General features: G+C 68.2%; 15 protein-coding genes, 1 tRNA gene and 1 riboswitch. Of the genes, 8 read left to right on the plus strand and 8 right to left on the minus strand.

The window, feature by feature from the left end; all coding sequences use genetic code 11:
* The first annotated feature begins 70 nt into the window (after positions 1-70).
* Positions 71-150, plus strand: a riboswitch (S-adenosyl-L-homocysteine riboswitch).
* 50 nt (positions 151-200) lie between these two features.
* On the plus strand, positions 201-1,649 hold the full coding sequence (gene ahcY / locus ABD679_RS14915; protein WP_344760802.1) for an adenosylhomocysteinase: 1,449 nt from the start codon (positions 201-203) through the stop codon (positions 1,647-1,649).
* A 90-nt stretch (positions 1,650-1,739) separates the two neighbouring features.
* Here the strand turns inward: ahcY and ABD679_RS14920 are convergent, their stop codons facing one another.
* Positions 1,740-2,075, minus strand: a complete 336-nt coding sequence (locus ABD679_RS14920) for an ArsR/SmtB family transcription factor (RefSeq protein ID WP_344760803.1) — start codon at positions 2,073-2,075, stop codon at positions 1,740-1,742.
* A gap of 17 nt (positions 2,076-2,092) precedes the next feature.
* Between ABD679_RS14920 and arsH the strand changes: the two genes are divergently transcribed.
* On the plus strand, positions 2,093-2,836 hold the full coding sequence (arsH, locus tag ABD679_RS14925) for an arsenical resistance protein ArsH (RefSeq protein ID WP_344760804.1): 744 nt from the start codon (positions 2,093-2,095) through the stop codon (positions 2,834-2,836).
* A 9-nt stretch (positions 2,837-2,845) separates the two neighbouring features.
* Here the strand turns inward: arsH and ABD679_RS14930 are convergent, their stop codons facing one another.
* On the minus strand, positions 2,846-3,403 hold the full coding sequence (locus tag ABD679_RS14930; RefSeq protein ID WP_344760805.1) for a DUF3228 family protein: 558 nt from the start codon (positions 3,401-3,403) through the stop codon (positions 2,846-2,848).
* 238 nt (positions 3,404-3,641) lie between these two features.
* Here ABD679_RS14930 and ABD679_RS14935 point away from each other — a divergent pair, with 238 nt between their 5' ends.
* The 4 genes from ABD679_RS14935 (at position 3,642) to ABD679_RS14950 (ending at position 7,621) form a co-directional block, all read left to right on the plus strand.
* Positions 3,642-4,973, plus strand: a complete 1,332-nt coding sequence (locus ABD679_RS14935) for a M12 family metallo-peptidase (RefSeq protein ID WP_344760806.1) — start codon at positions 3,642-3,644, stop codon at positions 4,971-4,973.
* A gap of 144 nt (positions 4,974-5,117) precedes the next feature.
* Positions 5,118-5,942: a methylenetetrahydrofolate reductase [NAD(P)H] gene (gene metF, locus ABD679_RS14940; protein WP_344760807.1), complete on the plus strand. Its 825-nt coding sequence runs from the start codon at positions 5,118-5,120 to the stop codon at positions 5,940-5,942.
* A 99-nt stretch (positions 5,943-6,041) separates the two neighbouring features.
* A complete protein-coding gene (locus tag ABD679_RS14945) occupies positions 6,042-6,596 on the plus strand; it encodes a hypothetical protein (RefSeq protein ID WP_344760808.1) in 555 nt (184 codons plus the stop codon).
* A 113-nt stretch (positions 6,597-6,709) separates the two neighbouring features.
* The gene (locus ABD679_RS14950; RefSeq protein ID WP_344760809.1) at positions 6,710-7,621 is read left to right on the plus strand and encodes a branched-chain amino acid transaminase; all 912 of its coding nucleotides are present in this window, start codon (positions 6,710-6,712) and stop codon (positions 7,619-7,621) included.
* Positions 7,622-7,755: 134 nt separating this feature from the next.
* Here ABD679_RS14950 and ABD679_RS14955 read toward each other — a convergent pair whose 3' ends face one another.
* The 6 genes from ABD679_RS14955 to ABD679_RS14980 form a co-directional block, all read right to left on the minus strand.
* Positions 7,756-9,108: a sensor histidine kinase gene (locus tag ABD679_RS14955; RefSeq protein WP_344760810.1), complete on the minus strand. Its 1,353-nt coding sequence runs from the start codon at positions 9,106-9,108 to the stop codon at positions 7,756-7,758.
* Positions 9,065-9,748 carry a response regulator transcription factor gene (locus ABD679_RS14960; protein ID WP_344760811.1) on the minus strand — a complete coding sequence of 228 codons (684 nt, stop codon included), beginning with the start codon at positions 9,746-9,748 and terminating at the stop codon, positions 9,065-9,067. Before ABD679_RS14960 ends, ABD679_RS14955 begins: the two co-directional genes overlap by 44 nt.
* 281 nt (positions 9,749-10,029) lie before the next feature.
* Positions 10,030-10,959 carry a 30S ribosomal protein S6--L-glutamate ligase gene (gene rimK / locus ABD679_RS14965; protein WP_344760813.1) on the minus strand — a complete coding sequence of 310 codons (930 nt, stop codon included), beginning with the start codon at positions 10,957-10,959 and terminating at the stop codon, positions 10,030-10,032.
* A complete protein-coding gene (locus ABD679_RS14970; RefSeq protein ID WP_344760814.1) occupies positions 10,956-11,435 on the minus strand; it encodes an ATP-dependent zinc protease family protein in 480 nt (159 codons plus the stop codon). Before ABD679_RS14970 ends, rimK begins: the two co-directional genes overlap by 4 nt.
* Positions 11,436-11,478: 43 nt before the next feature.
* Positions 11,479-11,552: transfer RNA gene (locus tag ABD679_RS14975), tRNA-Gly, on the minus strand.
* A gap of 118 nt (positions 11,553-11,670) precedes the next feature.
* On the minus strand, positions 11,671-13,497 hold the full coding sequence (locus ABD679_RS14980; protein WP_344760877.1) for an autotransporter domain-containing protein: 1,827 nt from the start codon (positions 13,495-13,497) through the stop codon (positions 11,671-11,673).
* Positions 13,498-13,671: 174 nt separating this feature from the next.
* On the opposite strand from ABD679_RS14980, the gene thiS reads away from it, so the two are divergent.
* The gene (gene thiS / locus ABD679_RS14985; RefSeq protein WP_344760878.1) at positions 13,672-13,872 is read left to right on the plus strand and encodes a sulfur carrier protein ThiS; all 201 of its coding nucleotides are present in this window, start codon (positions 13,672-13,674) and stop codon (positions 13,870-13,872) included.
* 220 nt (positions 13,873-14,092) lie between these two features.
* The coding region (locus tag ABD679_RS14990; protein ID WP_344760816.1) for a thiazole synthase at positions 14,093-14,879 on the plus strand (787 nt) is incomplete at its 3' end.

A 14,879-nucleotide genomic window follows, 5' to 3' on the forward strand; every position in this document is an offset into this window, starting at 1 on the left:
GCAGCGTCGCGAACAGCCGGACCGCCCCCGCCCGCGCATGGCCGGCGCGCAAAGACGATAGAATCCGCTTCCCGCCGAGGGGCGCTGCGACCGTGGAAACAGCACGGCCAGGCTCGGTGGACTCCCATGCGACAACGGCGCCCGGTTGCCCCTGCCCTTCCACCGAAGCGGCACGAGGGCCGGAAAACCGGAGCTTTCAGATGAACGCACAAGTGAAGACCTTCTCCCAGGACGGCGACTACAAGATCGCCGACATCTCGCTGGCCGACTACGGCCGCCGGGAAATCGACATCGCCGAGCACGAGATGCCGGGCCTGATGTCGATCCGCCGCAAGTACGCCGCCGACGCGCCGCTCAGGGACGTGCGCGTGACCGGTTCGCTGCACATGACCATCCAGACCGCGGTGCTGATCGAGACGCTCAAGGACATCGGCGCCGACGTGCGCTGGGCCTCGTGCAACATCTTCTCGACCCAGGACCACGCCGCCGCCGCGATCGCCGCCAGCGGCACCCCGGTGTTCGCCTGGAAGGGCGAGACGCTGGAGGAATACTGGGACTGCACGCTGGCCGCGCTCTCGTTCCCCGACGGCAAGGGCGGCTTCCTCGGCCCGGAGCTGGTGGTCGACGACGGCGGCGACGTGACCCTGCTGATCCACAAGGGTTACGAGCTCGAACAGGGCGACCGCAGCTGGGTCGACAGCCCCGGCGCCAGCCATGAGGAACAGGTGATCAAGAACCTGCTCAAGCGCGTCGCAACCGAGCGCCCGGGCTTCTGGACCACCGTGGTCCGCGACTGGAAGGGCGTTTCGGAAGAGACCACCACCGGCGTGCACCGCCTGTACCAGCTGGCCGAAGCCGGCAAGCTGCTGATCCCGGCGATCAACGTCAACGACTCGGTCACCAAGAGCAAGTTCGACAACCTGTACGGCTGCCGCGAGTCGCTGGCCGACGGCCTCAAGCGCGCCATGGACGTGATGCTGGCCGGCAAGGTCGCGGTGGTCTGCGGCTACGGCGACGTCGGCAAGGGCTGCGCGCATTCGCTGCGGGCCTACGGCGCGCGCGTGGTGGTCACCGAGATCGACCCGATCAACGCGCTGCAGGCGGCGATGGAGGGCTTCGAGGTCAACACGGTCGAAAGCACGCTCGGCCGCGGCGACATCTACGTCACCACCACCGGCAACAAGGACGTGCTCACGCTCGATCACCTCAAGGCGATGAAGGACCAGGCGATTGTCTGCAACATCGGCCACTTCGACAACGAGATCCAGGTCGACGCGCTCAACGCGATGGCCGGCGTTACGAAGATCAACATCAAGCCGCAGGTCGACAAGTACGTGTTCCCGGACGGCCACGCGATGTTCCTGCTGGCCGAGGGCCGCCTGGTCAACCTGGGCTGCGCCACCGGCCACCCGAGCTTCGTGATGTCCAACTCGTTCTCCAACCAGACCCTCGCCCAGATCGACCTGTGGGCGAACAAGGACAGCTACGAGAACAAGGTCTACATCCTGCCCAAGAAGCTCGACGAGGAAGTCGCGCGCCTGCACCTGGACAAGATCGGCGTGAAGCTGACCACGCTCACCGACGAGCAGGCGAAGTACCTCGGCGTGCCGGTCGAAGGGCCGTACAAGCCGGACCACTACCGCTACTGAACGGCCACGACGGCAGTAACGAAAACGGGCGCCACGTCGGCGCCCGTTCTCGTTTGCCGGCACCACGCCCGGCACTGGCATGGCGATGCGTCAGCGGCCCCGCCTGCCTTTCCCCGCCGCCGGCGCGCAGCCGCGACCCCGCGACCCGGCGCAGCAGTTCTCGGTCAGGTACGCGACCAGCGCATCCATCGCCGCGAAGTTGGCGCGGTAGCGCATGTTGCGGCCGGCGACCTCGCTCCCGGCCAGTCCGGCGCGAACGAGTTCCTTCAGGTGGAAGGACAGCGTCGCGTTGGGCACGTCGAGCGCCTCCGCGATGTCACCCGCCACGCGGCCATCCGCCCCCGCCTCCACCAGCAGCCGGAAGGCACCCAGGCGCGTCGGATGGCCCAGCGCCGTCAATGCATCGATTGCGCTATTCATTTCCATTATTCTAGAATAATGGAATGGATACGCCCGAACAAGACCACGCTCCCGCCCTGCCCCACGTCGCCACGGACCTGCTGCCACCGCCCGAGCACGGCCGCCTGGCAGCCGGCAGCGACCACCCGCCGCGCATCCTGCTGCTCTACGGCTCGCTCCGTCCGCAGTCCTTCAGCCGCAAGCTGGCGCTGGAGGCCGAACGCATCCTGCGCCACCTCGGCGCGGAAACGCGCGTCTTCGATCCGCACGGCCTGCCCCTGCTCGACAGCGTCGACAAGTCGCATCCCAAGGTGCAGCAGCTGCGCGAATGGTCGCTGTGGTCCGAAGGCCAGGTCTGGGCGTCGCCGGAGCGCCACGGGACGATCACCGGCTTGTTCAAGAACCAGATCGACTGGCTGCCGCTGGAAGACGGCAGCGTGCGCCCGACCCAGGGCCGCACGCTGGCGGTGATGCAGGTCTGCGGCGGCTCGCAGTCGTTCAACGTCGTCAACGCGCTGCGCGTGCTCGGCCGCTGGATGCGGATGGTCACCATCCCCAACCAGTCGTCGGTGGCGAAGGCCTGGCAGGAGTTCGACCCGGACGGCCGCATGCGACCGTCGCCCTATTACGACCGCGTCGTGGACGTGATGGAGGAACTGATGAAGTTCACCCTGCTGGTGCGCGGGCGCAGCGACTACCTGGTCGACCGCTACAGCGAGCGCAAGGGCGCCGTCGAGGCCGCCCGGCTGGCGCTGCAGGCCGGTGCGGTGGAGGACGCGATTACATAACGCGAAGCGCTAGGGTCGCCAGTTCGCATTGTTCTCCCAGAACTCGACGCTGCGCCGGTAGGCCTCGCGGTCCAGAGGCACGCCCGAGCCGCCCTCCTCCACCCCGAGCGCGTTGCGCATCATCGTGATCGGTGCCATCGGAATCTCCTCGGGCCCGGCGGTGTACAGGCAGCCGACCACGCCCCAGTCGGCCTCGATCGGGGCGCCCTCCTTTGCCAGCTGTTCGCGGTTGTAGAGGATCACGACGAAATAGGCGGCGACCGGCGCCTCGACGCCCTCGAACCAGCGCACCAGCACCGGCAATTCCGCGCGCGAGCGCGCCTCGTAGGCCGAACGCAACAGGTGCCGGTTGCCGTCGGTGACCGGCACCGTCAGACAGCGCGTGGACGTCCAGTTGCGGTGCACGTGCAGCTTGCAGAACGGCGCGTAGCCGTCGAGCACTTTCAGCGGTGGCACCTCGTTGAGGTGGCGCTCGAACGCCTGCGGCGTACAACCCTGGATCGTATTCGCCCGGCGCTCGCCGGGAAACAGGCGGGTGCGTGCGAAGGGCGTCAGGACGATCGACATCGGGCATGTCCACGGATGGAAGAAGTGGACAAGTCTAGCCAACCCCTGCGAACACACGATGTCCCGACACGCACGCCGCCGGCTCCAGCTCTCCTTCCGCTTCCCCTTGCCCAGATTTTTCACTTCCATGAATGCCGCACCTTGCATACTTCGACCCCGCAGGGGGACTCGCATGCGAGTGTCCGTACACGAGCGGGCCACATGCGATCGTCGTCGAACACATTGCACAGGAGTCCGCATGACGTTTTACAGAAGGAACGCTTTCAACATCATCGCCGCGCTGGCGCTCACGCTCGCCTGCCTTCCCTCGCAGGCACAAGCCCAAGACCACGACGCACCAATTTTCAGCGGGCACTCGGTCACCAGCCCCCTGCAGGCGAGGGCCGCCACACGCCCGCTGCTCGCCCACATCGTCGAACAGGACAGCGCACGGCAGGTGCAGGTTGTCCGGGCCGACACGCAGCAGGTTGCCATCGATGCCGAACGCCTCAGCATCAACCTGTCGCCCGGCTCACCCTTGAGCGTGGAAAAGCTCAAGGCATACCGCAATGACGACGGCACCATCGTCTGGACGGGCGTGGTCGGAGGCACCGAATCGATCGTCAAGCGACTCATGCGCCATGGCCCGTCGGAAATCGTGGAGGATCCGCTCAACATGGCAACCATCGTCCGCGACGGGGACATGCTGACCGGCAGCATCCGGGTCGATGGCCAGTTGTTCACCATCAAGCCAATCGGCAACGGCGAGCACGCGATCGTCGAAGTGGACGAGGCGCGCATGCCGCCTGACGACCTGCACGGTGAATCCTTGCCGATCACCCCGATGCCCGGAGGCGGCGGCATCCCCGGCGACAATGAAACCGTGGTCGATGTCCGGGTGACGGCGGTGTTCACCGAAGCCGCAGCGAAGAGCATCGGCAGCATCAAGGGCTGGGCCCAGGCCGTCGTTGCCGAAGCCAACCAGGGCTACGAGGGCAGCGACGTCAAGATCAGGCTGAAACTGGCCAAGGTTCGCAGGACGTCCTATGCGGAATTCAACCCGCCCGGTTCGAAAGGAGTCGGCAGTTACGAAAGCTTCGCCAAGGACTTGGTACGGTTCCGCGAAAAGAACGATGGCCACATGGACGGCATCCATCGCAAGCGCAACCAGGACAAGGCCGACCTCATGATTCTCGTGCGCCGCGACAGCAAGGACCTCTGTGGCCAGGCATCCAGCATCGGTTCCACAGCATCCACGGCCTTCGCCGCGGTGTCCGTCTCCTGCGGGCCAGGCAGCTACACCTTCGCGCATGAGATCGGCCACCTCCAAGGGGCACGTCATGACAGGGCGACCGACGGCAGCCTGACTCCATACCGTTACGGACACGGCATCCGTCGACCCAACGCTCCCGACGGCGGATATCGAACCGTCATGGCCTACCCCTGCGACGCGCCTGCCTCCTGCCCCAGGATGCCTTGGATCTCGAACCCCGGTCTCTTCTACCGTGGCCAGCGGATGGGAACCAAGAAATACAACGACAACCACAGGGTGATGAACAAGACCCGCTGGGATATCTCGTCCTACCGCTGACGTTGCCACCGCGCAACGGACCGGGTCCTCTGCGCCGGTCCGTTGCGTGACGGCTCGCCACCTGCAGCGGCAGGACCCGGGCTTGATTATTCATCGCGATAAAGAGATATCATCGAAGTTCCTCCTGTACGGGCCGGCGCCACGATGATCCCGCTCTCCTTCGAGTTCTATCCGCCGAAGACCGACGAGCAGCGCACCCAGCTCGACCGCACCGCGAAGAAGATCAAGGCGCACGCGCCCGAGTACGTGTCGTGCACCTTCGGTGCAGGCGGCTCGACGCTGGACTACACGCCGGAAACCATCGACCGCCTGCACGCGCGCCACGGCCTGGACGCCGCACCGCACATCTCCTGCGTCGGCGGCAGCCGGGCGGAGATCGCGGCCCTGCTGCAGCGCTACCGGGACATGGACTGCCGCCGCATCGTCGCGCTACGCGGTGACCTGCCCTCGGGCATGGGCCATCCCGGCGAGTTCCGCTACGCCACCGACCTGGTCGCCTTCATCCGGCGCGAGCACGGCGACGCGTTCCACATCGAGGTCGGCTGCTATCCGGAGACGCATCCGCAGTCGGAGCACGCGCTCGCGGACCTGAAGCATTTCAAGGCCAAGGTCGACGCCGGGGCGGACGGCGCGATCACCCAGTACTTCTACAACGCGGACGCCTACTTCCACTTCGTCGAGGCGGTGCGCCGGCTCGGCATCGACATCCCGATCGTGCCCGGGATCATGCCGATCTCGAACTTCAGCCAGCTGCGCCGCTTCTCGGAAGCCTGCGGCGCGGAAATCCCGCGCTGGATCGCCAAGCGCATGCTCGCCCATGGCGACGACGCGGATGCCGTACGCGAATTCGGCGCGGACATCGTCACAGCGCTGTGCAGGCGGCTGGTCGAGGGCGGCGCACCGGGACTGCACTTCTACACGCTCAACCTTGCCAAGCCAACGCAGGCGGTCCTGGCGCGGCTGGCATAGACCGGGGGTCACCCCGGCTTCACGCGGGGCGCGTGCACCGCTAGTCTTCGGGGGATGCCCCTTCCCCGCGCCCTTTCCGTCGCATCCGCGGCGTGCCTGTTGGCCATCCTGCTCTGGCCGCAGCGCGGCGATGCGCAGATCCGCCGCTGCACGCGGCCCGACGGGGAAGTGGTCTTCACCGACCGCGACTGCGCGGACGTCGGCGGCACCGACCGCCCGCAGCCATCCGTGCATTCGCCCACCTATGGCGGCAAGCCCTGGGCGCGCGGCTGTTCGCGCAGCCTGCGCGCGCTGGTCAACGAGGTCACCGCGGCGATCGAGAGCCGCGACGTCAACCGCCTGGCCGGCGTGTACAACTGGACCGGCATGTCCAGCCGCAGCGGTTACGCGGTGCTTGGCCGCCTGGACCTGATCGCCAACCGCCCACTGGTGGGCGTGAGCGCGGTACTGCCCGCGCCGCAGCTCAGCGTCGACGCCGACGGCGCCATGGTCGTCAGCGGTGCGGTCAGGGCCGAGGATTACCCTGGCGCGAAGATCGTCAAGCGCACGCCCGTGGCGCTGCGCGTCGACCAGACGCTTTCGAATGGATCCACTCCGACGCGCACCACGTTCGGCCTGCGGCAGCACATGGGCTGCTGGTGGATCGTGCTCTAGGCCCGGAACGGGAAAGAAGACGGGACAGCGGAACAGGGGCCGGCAACCCCCCGGCCGGTGCACACGCCCACGATCGGGCAAAATGGCGGTTTCCACGCACCAGGGCGACCGACATGCAATACCCCGAATGGATCTGGCAGAACGGCACCCTCAAGCCCTGGGCCGATGCGACCACGCACGTCATGTCGCATGCGCTGCACTACGGCTCGTCGGTGTTCGAGGGCATCCGCAGCTACGAGACGCCGGACGGTCCGGCGATCTTCCGCCTGAGCGACCACAACCGGCGCCTGTTCGCCTCGGCGCGGATCTACGAGATGGACATCCCGTACTCGCTGGAGGAGCTCAACGCCGCCTGCCGCGAGGTGCTGAAGAAGAACGACCTGGGCAAGGCCTACCTCCGCCCGGTGGCGTACCGCGGGCTCGGGGGCTTCGGCCTGTCGGCAGACACACCGATCGACGTCGCCGTCGCGGCGTGGCAGATGGGCGCGTACCTGGGTGACGGCGTGCTCGAACAGGGCATCGACGCCTGCGTGTCGAGCTGGCAGCGGATGGCACCCAACACCATTCCCACCGGTGCCAAGGCCGGCGGCAACTACCTGTCCGGGCAGCTGATCGCGCGCGAGGCGCGGCGGCTGGGCTTCGGCGAAGGCATCGCGCTGGCGTCCACCGGCCTGCTCAGCGAGGGCGCGGGCGAGAACATCTTCCTGGTCTTCGACGGCGCGCTGCACACCACGCCGGTCAGCGCCGCGCTGCTCAACGGCATCACCCGCAACAGCCTGCTCACCCTGGCGCGCGACGCCGGCATCGAGGTAGTCGAGCGCGACATGCCGCGCGAATACCTGTACCTGTGCGACGAGCTGTTCATGTGCGGCACCGCCGCCGAGATCACCCCGATCCGCTCGGTCGACGGCCGCCAGATCGGTGCCGGCAAGGCCGGCCCGGTGACGCGCCGGATCCAGGAATTGTTCTTCGGGCTGTTCGACGGCAAGACGCCGGACAAGTACGGCTGGCTGGAGCGGGTCTAGACGCCCGCCAACGCACGCAGCTTCGGCCGTGCGGATGGCAATCAACCCGGGCTCTTGTAGGAGCGGCTTTAGCCGCGAGCTTTTCAGACGAACAGCTCGCGGCCAAAGCCGCTCCTACACAAAAGAACCGGCGCTCAGCCCCCGCCCGCCGAAAACGTCAGCGTCGCCACCACGCCCTTCTCCTCGCCCGGCACCACGCGCACTTCCCAGCCGTACAGGCGGCACAGGCGGCGCACGATCGACAGGCCGATGCCGCCGCCGAGCGAGTGCTCGGCGTGGGTGCCGCGGTAGCCGCGTTCGAACAGGCGTGCGGCGTCCTCTGCCGACAGGCCGGGGCCGGAGTCGACCACCTCCACCGCATTGTCGAGCAGGCGCACGACCACTTCGCCCTGGGTGGTGTACTTGACCGCGTTGCCGATCAGGTTGCCGAGCGCGACGTTGACCGCGGCTTCCGGCGCGTCGACCACCAGCCCCGTGCCGCCTTCCGTGCGCAGCACCAGCGGCTTGCCGCCGAGCTGGGTGCGGTGGGCGTCGAGCAGTTGTTCTGCCACGCGCTGCACGTCCGTCGCGCCGTGGCCGCGCTCGTTGCGCGAGAGCAGCAGCAGCGCGCTGATCAGGTCGGTGCACTGCGCCTCGGCGCGCTGGATGCGCAGCAGGCGCGCCTGGGTCTTCTCGTCGATGCCAGGGCGCGACAGCAGCAGTTCCACCGCGCCCTTGATCACCGCCAGCGGCGTGCGCAGTTCGTGGCTGACGTCGGCGTTGAACTCGCGGTCGCGCTGGACCACTTCGGTAAGGCGTTCGGCGTAGTCGTCGAGTGCGGAGGCGAGCTGGCCGACTTCGTCCTCCGGGAAATGCGCGGAGAGCTGTTCGGGCTCGGTGCTGTCGCCCGAGGCCCGCAGGCGTCGCGCAAGCTCCGACACCGGGCTCATGACTCTGGCGGCCGACCACCAACCGATCAGCGCTGACAGCAGGGTGAAGATTCCGACGCTTCCAATCAGCGCTCGGTTAAGCCTCTCCTGGCTTTCCCGCTCCTCGGCGATGTCGTAGGCAAGGAAGAACCAGTACTGGGGATCCTTGCGCACTGCGAGTCGATAGACCCGCTCCTTGCGTGTCAGCGGGTCCCGTTCGGTGATCTCATGTACACCATTGGTCAGGTCGCGCCAGGCCTCCGGCACGCGGTCCAGCTTGCTGGTACTGAACTGCCGACCCTGGATCTTCTCGAACGGCACCCCGATCGCATCAGGGTTGCGATAGAACCCTTCGGCAAACACGTTGTTGTTTTTGGTCAACGCGGCACTGATCACCTGGTCCTCGACCCGGTTCCGCAGATAAACGGCGGTCGTCGCGATCAGCGTCGTCAGGCCGAAGCCGAAGATGACGAACGACAGGATGATGCGGCTGCGCAGCCGCCGCCGGTAACGCGCTTTCCGGCGCGTGCGCCCGTTACGCGTTCGCATCGGGCGCGGCGATGCGGTATCCGATGCCATGGCGGGTCTGGATCAGCAACACGGGGAAAGGCTTGTCGACCACGGCGCGCAGGCCGTGGATGTGCACGCGCAGCGAGTCGGAATCGGGCAGTTCCTCGCCCCAGACCCGCGTTTCCAGCTCCTGCCGCGTGACCACGGCGGGCGAGGCCTCCATCAGCGCCTGCAGGATCTTCAGCGCGGTCGGGTTGAGCTGCAGCAGCTTGCCGCCGCGGCGCACCTCGAGCGTGTCGAGGTTGTATTCCAGGTCGGCCACTTCCAGCACCCGCGTCTGCACGCCGCGGCCGCGGCGCGACAGCGCGTTGAGGCGCACCTCGACCTCCTGCAGCGCGAACGGCTTGATCAGGTAGTCGTCGGCGCCGGAGTCGAAGCCGGCCAGCTTGTTGTCCAGGCTGTCGCGCGCGGTGAGCATCAGCACCGGCGTCTGCTTGCGCGCGTCGTTGCGCAGCTTGCGGCAGACCTCCAGGCCGTCCATGCCCGGCAGGTTGAGGTCGAGCACGATCGCGTCGAAGTCGTGTACCACGGCCAGGTGCAGGCCGGTCACGCCGTCGGCGGCGAAATCCACGGTGTGGCCGCGGTCTTCAAGGTAGTCGCCGAGGTTGGCGGCGATGTCCTGGTTGTCTTCGATGACGAGGATGCGCATCTGCTGCTGGGTCCTGTAGGTCCGTTCTCAGACCGGAATCCGGGGCCGTGGTTCAGTCCACGGCGTGCCGCGCGATTCTGGCACGGCACCGCGCGAACGGAATGCGAGGTTGCGGGGCCGCATAAAAAGACCCAAGCGAGGGCATCGCTTGGGCCGAATGAGGTACTGCCCCGATTAACCGTAATCCGCCGACTGACCTGATGGAATGTCTGGAGAGAGCGCGCGATTCCGGTTCGGTAGAAGTTACGACCGGCTCGGTTAGCCACTTGTTAAACGACTGGTTATTTTTTTGTTAGCCGCGCTTTCCTGCGCCGCGGCGCCCGCGCGGCGGGCACGGGAGGCGCCCCGGCCGCCAGGTGATCGATGATGCAGCGCGCGATGTCGACGCCCGTGGCCTGCTCGATCCCCTCCAGCCCGGGCGAGGAATTCACCTCCAGCACCAGCGGGCCGCGTTTGGAGCGGATCAGGTCGACGCCGGCCACGCCCAGCCCCAGCACCCGCGCCGCGCGGACGGCCACGGCCTGCTCGGCGTCCGTCGCCTCGGCTGCCTCGCCGGAGCCGCCGCGGTGCAGGTTGGAGCGGAAGTCGCCCTGCGGCGCCTGCCGGCGCATGGCCGCCACCACCCGGTCGCCGACGACGAAGCAGCGCAGGTCGGCGCCCTCGGCCTCCTCGACGAATTCCTGCACCAGGAAGGTCGCATACAGTCCGCGCAGGGTCTCGATCACGCTGCGCGAGGCCGATGGCTTCTCGGTCAGCATCACCCCGCTGCCCTGGGTGCCCTCGTTGAGCTTGATCACGTGCGGCGGCGGGCCGAGCATCGCCAGCAGGTCGACGGTGTCGTCGGGGTTGTCGCCGAACACCGTCACCGGCAGGTCGATGCCCTCGGCCGCCAGCAGCTGGTGGCAGCGCAGTTTGTCGCGCGAACGCATGATCGCCGCCGAGGGGTTGGGGGTGTAACTGCCCATCAGTTCGAACTGGTGCAGCACCGCGTTGCCGTAGCGGGTGACGGACGCGCCGATGCGCGGAATGACGGCGTTGTAGCCGGCGATCGGCCGCCCCTTGTAGCGCATGTCGAAGCCCTCGGCGCTGATGCGCATGTAGCAGCGCAGCGGATCGAGCACGCGCACGCTGTGGCCGCGCTCGCGCGCGGCTTCGACCAGGCGCCGGGTCGAATACAGCTTGCTGTTGCGCGAGATGATGGCGAGCTTCATACGGGGGGACCGGGCAGGTGGCGCGGCGGGCGGCCGTGGATGGAGGATCGTGCGGGATCGACCGTGAACACACCCGCGATGGCGCTGCGCCCGAGCAACATCGGAAAGCGCATGCCGCGGCGGTCGGCGAGGTTGAGCTCGATCATGCGGTCGATCCCGGCCACCCGCAGCTGCGCGGCGAGGAACACGCGGCGCGTGCGGCGGCCGCCGGAATCGACCACGTCGCGCTCGTCGACCACCGGCGCGCACGCCTCGACCACCCCGTGGCCGGCAATGCCGGGCGTGATCCGGAAACCGACCACCGGCGCCCCGCCCTCGGTATAGCGCCACTGCGCGTCCACGTGCAGCGCCGAACTGCGCGCACCGGTGTCGATCTTCGCGCGCATGCGCGCGATGCCCAGCGACGGCAGCGACACCCATTCCCGCCAGCCCAGCTCCACCATCGCACGCCCTCGCTGCGCGCCGGGGCGCGCCATCAAAAACGGCGGCCCGCCCCAGGGGCGCGCCGCCGTCCGCAATTGGAGCGGGTGAAGGGAATCGAACCCTCGTCAGTAGCTTGGGAAGCTACAGCTCTACCATTGAGCTACACCCGCGTCGGCGCCAAGTCTATGCCGGCCACGCGCGTGCTGGCAATCGGCCGGCCGCCTACCGCGCGGCCAAAAGGAAGGGGCCGCGCGGGCCCCTTCCTGTGTTTGCCTGGCAATGCCTGCCTCAGAAGCTGCTGCCCAGGGTCGCGAACACGGTGGCATTGTTGCCGCCGCCCTGCTGCACCGTGGCCGTGGCGCCGACGTTGGCGTCCAGGCCGAGCAGGCGGGTCCGCGCGCCGATCACGACGGTGGTGTAGTTGCGGTCGTACTCCAGCCCCGGCACCGCGTACTCCAGCGAACCCGGGATCGACTGCGCGCGGGCGAAGACCTGGTCGTTGCCGTCCTCGAACTCGTGGTCGTAGGTGAAGCGTGCGTACGGCACCAGGTGGTCGTTGATCGCGTAGCTGGCCTGCCAGCCGATGCTGCCGATCAGCGAGTCGAAGTCCTGGTCGGCGAAGGCCAGCGACGAGGACTGGCCCGGGTCGCTTTCGGCGTAGCCGTCGACCTTGATCCGCTGCGAGACCACGCCCAGCACCGGGCCGTGCTGCAGCGCGCCGCTGCCGAAGTTCCAGCCGGCGTTGATCGCCGCGGTGACGTTGTCGCCGTCGGCGGAGCCGGAGTGCGTGCGCACGGCCTGGCCCAGGCGCAGCCTGCGGTCGACGTCGAAGTCCAGCTTCGAATAGCTCACCTGGCCGTTGACCCAGCCGCCGCCCTCGCCGTACCAGCCGATGAAGGCGCCGAGGGTGGCATCGGACTGCTCGAACTTGCCGGTGTTGTGGCCGAAGTCGATGCGCCCGCGGCCGTAGCCGGCAAAGCCGCCGAACACCAGGTTGCCGCTGCTCCAGTCGACGCCGCCGGCCAGCGCCGGGATCACGCCGTCGTAGTCGTCGCCGCTGCCGTAGCGCTGGAAGTCGCCGCGCAGGTTGGTCCACCAGCGCATGCCGTCGGACTCCGGCGCGCCGGACACGTGCGAACCGACGATGTCGGCGCGTGCGCGCCCGGTGGTCGCCGCCGAGTGCGGCAGCACCGCGATCTGGCGCGGGCCTTCGAGCATGCCCAGCGCCAGCTGCGAGATTGCCTCCTGCGCGGCCGCGCTGGGATGCACGCCGTCGGCGAACAGGTAGCTGGTCTGCACGCTGGGATCCACGTACGAGCCGGGGTTGCAGAACAGCGACGAGTCGCCGGCCGGCGCGGGCTGCATGCCGCAGCCGGCGGTGGTCACGTTGGCGAAGCCATACTGGCCCGGATCGGCCACCACTTCCTGCAGGAAGTGGAAGGTGTCAACCGGGATCACCCGCAGGCCGTTGCTGGCCAGTCCGCCGAACAGCGCATCGTTGTAGGCCGTCGCCAGCGCGGTGCCCTGGCCCATCGCCGCCGCGCCACCTGCGCGGAACGAAGGCGTCACGCCGATGTCGGGCAGGTTCGGCACCAGCACGTACTGCGCGCCGGCCGCCTGCAGGGTGCCGACGATGCTGATCTGCGCGGTGACCGCACCGCCGATGATCGCCTGTGCCTGCGACGGATCGGACACCACCGCGAACACGTCGTTGGCGCCGCCCCAGACGGTGTACAGCGCATTCGGATCGGCGCGGCCGCCGTTGGCGGCCAGGTAGTTGCTGGTCTGGGTGGCCAGCGAAGGGATGAAGCCCAGCGCGTTGGTGACGTCCACGCCCACGCGCGCGCCGCCGGCGGCGTAGTTGTCGCCGCTCTGGCCGTTGCCGTTGGGCGAGGCGTCGGTGCCGTAGTAGTCGGCCAGGTATTCGGACCAGACCAGGCCCGGATTGGTGGTGAACTTGCCGATCAGGGCGCCCGACGGGCCGACGACCTGCAGCAGCACCGGGCGGAAATAGCCGGCGTCGGTGAGGCTGTCGCCGATGAATACGGTGTCGCTATAAGGGCTGTCGCCCTGCGCGAATGCGGGCGCGGCGGCCAGCGCCAGCGCGACGGCCAGGGTGTGACGGAGGGGACGGGACAGCAAAGCCATTTGCAGATCTCCAGGAATACGGGGCCGCCCGCGGCATACGCGGGCGGATGGTGCTGCATGTTTCCACGAACACCCCGGCCGCTCAAGGTGCGCCGCCGCATGGCAGGTGCAGCCGCCGGCGCGAATGGCGACAATGCCGGCATGGACATCCAGCTCAACGGCGAACCGCTCGCCCTGCCCGACCACACCACTGTCGCCGCGCTGCTTGAGGACCGCCAGCTGGTCCAGCGCCGGGTCGCGGTCGAGATCAACGGCGAGATCGTGCCGCGCAGCCGCCACGGCGAGCACGTGCTGGCCGCCGGCGACAGGGTCGAGATCGTCCACGCGCTCGGCGGCGGGTGAGCAACCCGAAGCCCGGAGGTCACACCATGGACGGCAGTGCGGCGCCTGGAGAAGCAACGGGATACCCCCGTCGAACTCCCGGCCGGCAACTTGCGGCCGGGGCCCGTCCCGCAGGAAGCAGGATCTGCAGCGCAGTGCCCAAACACCCGCAGCCGACCCGCCGCTGACCACCCCCGCACCGATGACTGGATCACCACCGCACTTGCGCGATAATCCGGCGATGGATATCCAAGTGCACCACGGCGACGCACTGGTCGTTGCCGGCAAGACCTATCGCTCGCGCCTGCTCACCGGCACCGGCAAGTTCAGGGACCTCGACGAAACCCGCGCCGCCACCGAAGCCGCCGGCTCGGAGATCGTCACCGTCGCCATCCGCCGCAGCAACATCGGCCAGAACCCCGGCGAGCCCAACCTGCTCGACGTGCTGCCGCCCGACCGCTACACCATCCTGCCCAACACCGCCGGCTGCTACACCGCCGAGGATGCCGTGCGCACCTGCCGGCTGGCGCGTGAACTGCTCGACGGCCACACGCTGGTCAAGCTCGAGGTGCTCGGCGACCAGAAGACCCTGTACCCGGACGTGGTGCAGACGCTCAAGGCCGCCGAACAGCTGGTCGCCGACGGCTTCGAGGTCATGGTCTACACGTCCGACGACCCGCTGCTGTGCAGGCGCCTGGAGGAGATCGGCTGCGTGGCGGTGATGCCGCTGGCCGCGCCGATCGGCTCGGGCCTGGGCATCCAGAACAAGTGGAACCTGGTCGAGATCGTCGAGAACGCCAAGGTACCGATCATCGTCGACGCCGGCGTGGGCACGGCGTCCGACGCGGCCATCGCGATGGAGCTGGGCTGCGACGGCGTGCTGATGAACACCGCCATCGCCGGCGCGAAAGATCCGGTGCTGATGGCGCATGCGATGAAGCTGGCAATCGAGGCCGGCCGCGCGGCGTTCCGCGCCGGGCGCATCCCGCGCAAGCGCTACGCCAGCGCCTCGTCGCCGGTCGAGGGAC

The organism is Luteimonas lutimaris, assembly GCF_039537065.1.
Lineage (GTDB): Bacteria > Pseudomonadota > Gammaproteobacteria > Xanthomonadales > Xanthomonadaceae > Luteimonas > Luteimonas lutimaris.

Bases quoted from the DNA above. Each gene is read 5' to 3' on its own strand.
- ahcY (WP_344760802.1), top strand. From the start codon at position 201: ATGAACGCACAAGTGAAGACCTTCTCCCAGGACGGCGACTACAAGATC.
- ABD679_RS14960 (WP_344760811.1), bottom strand. From the start codon at position 9,748: ATGCGCATCCTCGTCATCGAAGACAACCAGGACATCGCCGCCAACCTC.
- ABD679_RS14950 (WP_344760809.1), top strand. From the start codon at position 6,710: ATGCAATACCCCGAATGGATCTGGCAGAACGGCACCCTCAAGCCCTGG.
- thiS (WP_344760878.1), top strand. From the start codon at position 13,672: ATGGACATCCAGCTCAACGGCGAACCGCTCGCCCTGCCCGACCACACC.
- arsH (WP_344760804.1), top strand. From the start codon at position 2,093: ATGGATACGCCCGAACAAGACCACGCTCCCGCCCTGCCCCACGTCGCC.
- ABD679_RS14920 (WP_344760803.1), bottom strand. From the start codon at position 2,075: ATGGAAATGAATAGCGCAATCGATGCATTGACGGCGCTGGGCCATCCG.
- ABD679_RS14955 (WP_344760810.1), bottom strand. From the start codon at position 9,108: ATGGCATCGGATACCGCATCGCCGCGCCCGATGCGAACGCGTAACGGG.
- metF (WP_344760807.1), top strand. From the start codon at position 5,118: ATGATCCCGCTCTCCTTCGAGTTCTATCCGCCGAAGACCGACGAGCAG.
- ABD679_RS14930 (WP_344760805.1), bottom strand. From the start codon at position 3,403: ATGTCGATCGTCCTGACGCCCTTCGCACGCACCCGCCTGTTTCCCGGC.
- rimK (WP_344760813.1), bottom strand. From the start codon at position 10,959: ATGAAGCTCGCCATCATCTCGCGCAACAGCAAGCTGTATTCGACCCGG.
- ABD679_RS14935 (WP_344760806.1), top strand. From the start codon at position 3,642: ATGACGTTTTACAGAAGGAACGCTTTCAACATCATCGCCGCGCTGGCG.
- ABD679_RS14970 (WP_344760814.1), bottom strand. From the start codon at position 11,435: ATGGCGCGCCCCGGCGCGCAGCGAGGGCGTGCGATGGTGGAGCTGGGC.